Annotated in this window: 1 protein-coding gene; it reads right to left on the reverse strand. The window is 60.4% G+C overall.

Annotated features, from left to right (window positions below; all coding sequences use genetic code 11):
• On the reverse strand, positions 1 to 1,272 hold a 1,272-nt coding region (glyA, locus tag AC2FFB_RS20025; protein ID WP_496875359.1), incomplete at its 5' end, for a serine hydroxymethyltransferase.

Here is a 1,272-nt window from a genome sequence, read left to right on the forward strand (position 1 = left end):
TTACAAGTTTGGATAGATAGGGAATCTGGCGCAGAGGTTTGCGACTTCGGTTTTGACTTTGGCCTCGACCTCACCGTTACCGTCCTCGCCATTTGCGGCCAGACCGTCGACCACTTCGATGATCCAGTCGGCGATCTGGCGGAACTCGGCCTCGCCAAAGCCACGCGTGGTACCTGCGGGGCTGCCAAGGCGGATGCCGCTGGTCACCATCGGTTTTTCGGGATCGAACGGGACACCGTTCTTGTTGCAGGTGATATGCGCCCGGCCCAGTGCCTTTTCAGTCGCGTTGCCTTTGACGCCTTTAGGGCGCAGGTCCACCAGAACCACGTGGGTATCGGTGCCGTGGGTGACTGTGTCCAGCCCACCTTTGATCAACTGGTCCGACAGGACCTGCGCGTTGGTGACCACCTGGGCGATGTAGTCCTTGAACTCGGGTCGCAGTGCTTCGCCAAAGGCCACGGCCTTGGCCGCGATGACATGCATCAGCGGGCCACCCTGAATGCCAGGGAAGATGGCCGAGTTCACTTTCTTGGCGATCGCCTCGTCATTGGTCAGGATCATGCCGCCCCGCGGACCGCGCAGGGTTTTATGCGTGGTGGTAGTAGCCACATGCGCATGCGGGAAGGGCGATGGGTGTGCGCCTGTCGCGACCAGACCGGCGATATGGGCCATGTCGACATGCAGATAGGCGCCGACCATGTCCGCGATCTCGCGCATGCGGGCAAAATCAATGATGCGCGGAATGGCCGACCCGCCTGCGATGATCAGCTTGGGCTGATGCTCTTTCGCCAGCGCTTCGATCTGGTCATAGTCGATCTGGTTGTCCTGTTTGCGCACACCGTAATGGACGGCGTTGAACCACTTGCCCGACTGGTTGGGTGCGGCGCCATGGGTCAGGTGGCCCCCCGCATCCAGGCTCATGCCCAGGATGGTGTCGCCGGGTTTGATCAGTGCCTGGAACACGCCCTGGTTTGCCTGAGAGCCAGAGTTCGGCTGGACGTTTGCAAAGCCGCAACCGAACAGCTGCTTGGCGCGGTCGATGGCCATATTTTCAGCGATATCAACAAATTGACACCCGCCATAGTAACGCCTGCCGGGGTATCCTTCGGCGTATTTGTTGGTCATCACCGAGCCCTGCGCTTCCATCACGGCAGCAGAGACGATGTTCTCGGACGCGATCAATTCGATCTCGTCGCGCTGACGGCCCAGCTCGGACGTGATCGAGCCGAACAGCTCTGGGTCGCGCGCTGAGAGAGACTGGGTGAAAAAACC

This window comes from Ruegeria sp. YTSA219 (genome assembly GCF_059609985.1).